The 4367-nt window shown below is 72.7% G+C and carries 5 protein-coding genes; 3 read left to right on the top strand and 2 right to left on the bottom strand.

The genetic code is table 11. The features are described 5' to 3' along the window. Both SACSA_RS22365 and SACSA_RS0110170 read right to left on the bottom strand, forming a co-directional pair. Nucleotides 1-751: glycerate kinase (locus tag SACSA_RS22365; RefSeq protein WP_048876640.1), on the bottom strand; the 751-nt coding region annotated here is incomplete at its 3' end. A gap of 9 nt (nt 752-760) precedes the next feature. After that, nucleotides 761-1735 (bottom strand): 2-hydroxyacid dehydrogenase, encoded by a 975-nt coding sequence (locus SACSA_RS0110170; RefSeq protein WP_048876638.1) that lies wholly within the window; start codon nt 1733-1735, stop codon nt 761-763. 205 nt (nt 1736-1940) lie between these two features. On the opposite strand from SACSA_RS0110170, the gene SACSA_RS0110165 reads away from it, so the two are divergent. The 3 genes from SACSA_RS0110165 to SACSA_RS0110155 form a co-directional block, all read left to right on the top strand. Then, a complete protein-coding gene (locus tag SACSA_RS0110165; protein WP_019815582.1) occupies nt 1941-2762 on the top strand; it encodes a CoA transferase subunit A in 822 nt (273 codons plus the stop codon). 59 nt (nt 2763-2821) lie between these two features. Beyond that, the gene (locus SACSA_RS0110160) at nt 2822-3553 is read left to right on the top strand and encodes a CoA-transferase subunit beta (protein WP_048876639.1); all 732 of its coding nucleotides are present in this window, start codon (nt 2822-2824) and stop codon (nt 3551-3553) included. After that, on the top strand, nt 3550-4367 hold an 818-nt coding region (locus SACSA_RS0110155; RefSeq protein WP_019815580.1), incomplete at its 3' end, for a thiolase family protein. The genes SACSA_RS0110160 and SACSA_RS0110155, both read left to right, overlap by 4 nt.

Below are 4367 nucleotides of genomic sequence, written 5' to 3'. Positions count from 1 at the left end.
CGAGACCGCCGCCCGCCCCGGCGCCGACGTCGTCGGCCGGATCGTGGGCACCGGACCGGCGTAACGCGTGCGACAGCGCCGTGAGCGCCGTTTCCAGTCGCGCGACCTCCGCCGGGCCCGCGCCCTTCTGCGGTCCGAAGACGGACGCCGCGCCGCGCGGGCCGAGTAGCGGGTTGGTGACGTCGGTGGCGACGCGCACGGGAACCCCACCGAGTCGTTCGTGGACGGCAGAAAGGTCCACTGTGGTCACAGATGCGAGCTCGTCGGCACCCGTGCCGACCGGTGCGCCCGAGGCGTCGCGCAGCCGCGCGCCGAGCGCGAGCAGCATCCCGGCGCCGCCGTCGGTGGTGGCGGTGCCGCCGACGGTGAGCACGATCCCCCTTACGCCGTAATCGAGCGCGTGCGCGATCAGCTCGCCCACGCCGCGCGTGTGCGCCGTCAGCGCCGTACGCGGGTCCGGGGTGACGTACTCCAGTCCGCACGCCCGGGCCGACTCGACGTAGGCCCAGTCGTCGAGCACCGCGTACCACGCGGGAACCGGTTCGGAGAGCGGTCCGGCCACCGTCAGCTCCACGCGCTCTCCGCCCGCCGCGCGGACGACGTCGAGCGTGCCCTCTCCGCCGTCGGCGACCGGGCACAGCCGCACGTCCGCCTCGGCCACGGCGTCGGTGACACCGGCGCCGATGGCCCGCGCCGCGTCGACGGCGGAGATACTGCCCTTGAAGGAGTCCGGAGCGACGACCACGCGCACGCCCACCACCTACTTCCGGACCGGGGTCGGCGGGGTCGTCCCCCGCAGGACGGCGGCGACGTTGCGCGCGGCCAGGGTGGCCATCGCGGTGCGGGTCTCGACGGTGGCCGAGCCCAGGTGCGGGGCCAGTGCGACGTTGTCCCGCTCCAGCAGTCCGGGGTGCACCTCGGGTTCGCGTTCGAACACGTCCAGCCCCGCTCCCGCGATCGTGCCGTCGGCGAGTGCCCTGGCGAGCGCGCCCTCGTCCACGACCGGCCCCCGCGTGGTGTTGAGCAGGAACGCCGTGGGCTTCATCGCGGCGAGCGCGTCGGCGTCGATCAGGTGGCGGGTTTCCGCGGTCAGAGGGCAGTGCAGCGACACGACGTCCGACGTGGCCAGTAGACCGTCCAGGGACAGCGGGCGGGCGTCCAACTCCGCCTCCACGTCCGCGGGCGCGCGGCGGCGTCCGGTGTAGACGATCTCCATGCCGAACGCCCGCGCGCGGCGCGCCACGGCTCGCCCGATCTGGCCGAGCCCGACGATGCCGAGCGTCTTGCCCTGCAATCCGGTCCCCAGCATGAATCCGAGGTGGAACTCCCACGGCGTGCGCGAGCGCAGCAGCCGTTCGCCCTCGCCGAGCCTGCGGGTCACCGACAGCAGCAGCCCGAACGTGAGGTCGGCGGTGGCCTCGGTGAGGACCCCGGGTGTGTGCGCGACGGTCACGCCCCGGCCCGTCAGCGCGGGGACGTCGATGTTGTCGTAGCCCACGGCGACCGTGGCCACGACCCTGAGCCGCTCGCCCGCCGCGTCGGCGAACGCCTCGTCGACCGGGTCCCGCAGGGTCACCACCGCGCCGTCGGCTCCGTCGAGCGCGGCGTGGAGTTCGCCGACGGTGAGCTGCCGGTCCGGTTCCGGCCACCACACGTCGGCCACCTCGCGCAGCACGTCCACCGCCGCGTCCGGGATGCGCCTGGTCACCACGACCCGGCCTGGTCCACCCGCCATGCACCGCTCCGCTGCTCGATGATCCATCGCCGACCCCACCCTAGCGCCCGTCACCGCGGTGACGGACTCCTTCGGCGTGTCCGGTGCCGTGCCGGAACCGGTCACGGCAGACCACGGTTGACGGCCCTGCTATGTTCATATGTAGAACGCATGTGCGTCATGCGTACAGTATGGCGCGCACGGGATGCGAACGAAGGGGCGCAGGGTGGCAGAGATCGTTCCGCTCGCCGACGCGGTGCGCGAGCTCGTGCACGACGGCGACACGGTGGCGCTCGAAGGGTTCACGCACCTCATCCCGCACGCGGCCGGCCAGGAAATCATCCGGCAGGGCCGCAGGGACCTCACGCTGGTGCGGATGACCCCGGACATCGTCTACGACCAGCTCATCGGCGCGGGGTGCGCGCGCAAGCTGGTGTTCTCCTGGGGCGGCAACCCCGGCGTCGGTTCCCTGCACCGTTTCCGCGACGCCGTGCAGAACGGCTGGCCCGTCCCGCTGGAGATCGAGGAGCACAGTCACGCGGGCATGGCCAACCGCTACGTCGCCGGAGCCTCCGGGCTCCCCTTCGGTGTGCTGCGCGGCTACAGCGGCACCGATCTGCCCGAGCACACGGACACGATCAAACAGATCACCTGCCCGTTCACCGGTGAGCGGCTCGCGGCCGTGCCCGCGCTGAACCCGGACACCTCGATCATTCACGCCCAGCGCGCCGACCGGAAGGGCAACGTGCAGATCTGGGGTCTGGTCGGAGTGCAGAAGGAGGCCGTGCTCGCGGCGCGGCGGAGCCTGGTCACCGTCGAGGAGGTCGTCGACGAGCTCGAGCCGGTGCCCGGGCAGCTGATGCTGCCGCACTGGGCGGTCACCCGGGTCGCCGAGGTGCCGCGCGGTGCCCACCCGTCGTACGCGCAGGGCTACTACGACCGCGACAACGCCTACTACAAGGAATGGGATTCCATTGGGCGGAAGAGGGACTCGTTCGAGGCGTGGGTCCGCGAGAAGGTGCTCGGCAGGGAGGTGAACGCACGGTGACCGCGACGGATCAACGACGGCAGACCGGCGCGTCGGAGCCGGAGTACACCTCCGACGAGATGATGTCGATCGCCGCGGCGCGGGCGCTGAAGGACGGCACACGGTGCTTCGTGGGCATCGGCCTGCCCTCCACCGCCGCGAACGTGGCACGCCGCACCCACGCCCCCGACCTCGTGCTGATCTACGAATCGGGCACGCTGGGCTCCAAGCCGGACGTGCTGCCCTCGTCGATCGGCGACGGCGTCCTCGCCGAAACCGCCGATGCGGTGATCGGCGTGCCCGAGGTGTTCAACTACTGGCTCCAGCCGGGGCGCATCGACGTCGGATTCCTCGGCGCGGCCCAGCTCGACCGCTTCGGCAACATCAACACCACGGTCATCGGCGAGGACTACGCCGACCCCGCGGTGCGGCTGCCCGGCGCGGGCGGCGCCCCGGAGATCGCCGCGTCCTGCCGCGAGGTGTTCGTGGTGGTGCGGCAGAGCAGGCGCAGCTTCGTCGAGCGGGTGGACTTCGTGACCTCGGTCGGGCACGGGCGCGGTCCGGGCGACCGCGAACGGCTGGGGCTGCGCGGCGCGGGCCCCACGCTGGTGATCACCGACCTCGGCGTGTTCCGCCCCGATCCCGACACCCGCGAACTCGTGCTCACCCAGGTCCACCCGGGTGTGGACGTCGCGCGGGTGCGCGAGGCCACCGGCTGGGAGCTGACGGTCTCTCCGGAGCTGACCACCACCGACGCGCCCACCGATGTGGAGCTGTCCACCCTGCGCACTCTCAAGGAGGCCTCTTCGTGACGTCCGACGTCTTCGTTCTCGACGCGGTCCGCACGCCCTTCGGCCGGTACGGTGGCGCGCTGTCCGGGGTACGGCCGGACGACCTGGCCGCGCACGTGCTGCGCGCGCTGGCCAAGCGGGGCGATCTCGACCCGGCCGGTGTCGACGAGGTCGTGCTCGGCGACGCCAACGGCGCGGGCGAGGACAATCGCAACGTGGCCCGCATGGCCGCGCTGCTCGCCGGGTGGCCGACGAGCGTGCCGGGTGCCACGGTCAACCGGTTGTGCGGCTCCGGTCTGGACGCCGTGATGCAGGCCAGCAGGCAGATCGCCGTCGGCGACGCCTCGGTGGTCGTCGCGGGCGGTGTGGAGTCGATGAGCCGCGCCCCGTGGGTGCTGCCCAAGCCCGGTAAGGGTTTCCCCGCGGGGCACGAGACGCTGTACTCGTCCACTCTGGGCTGGCGCATGGTCAACCCGGACATGCCCGAGCAGTGGACGATCTCGCTCGGGCAGAGCACCGAGCGGCTCGCCCGCCGCTACGGCATCGACCGCGAGCAGCAGGACCGCTTCGCCCTGACCAGCCACCAGCGTGCCGCGCGGGCGTGGGACGAGGGGTTCTACGACGACCACGTGGTACCCGTCGACGGGACCGACCTGACGCGGGACGAGGGCATCCGCCCGGGTTCGTCGCTGGACAAGCTCGCGACCCTGAAACCCGCGTTCGACGCCGAGGGGACGGTGACGGCGGGCAACTCGTCGCCGCTCAACGACGGCGCCTCCGCCGTGCTGCTCGCCGACCGTGCCGGGGCCGACCGGCTCGGCGCGGCCCCGCTGGC

Source organism: Saccharomonospora saliphila YIM 90502 (assembly GCF_000383795.1).
Taxonomy (GTDB): Bacteria; Actinomycetota; Actinomycetes; order Mycobacteriales; family Pseudonocardiaceae; genus Saccharomonospora; species Saccharomonospora saliphila.
Note: the sequence above shows the minus strand (reverse complement) of the source record. Positions and strands in the feature narration are given on the sequence as shown.

Coding starts and splice junctions, on each gene's coding strand:
- SACSA_RS0110160 (WP_048876639.1), top strand. CDS start 2,822: ATGATGTCGATCGCCGCGGCGCGGGCGCTGAAGGACGGCACACGGTGC.
- SACSA_RS0110170 (WP_048876638.1), bottom strand. CDS start 1,735: ATGGCGGGTGGACCAGGCCGGGTCGTGGTGACCAGGCGCATCCCGGAC.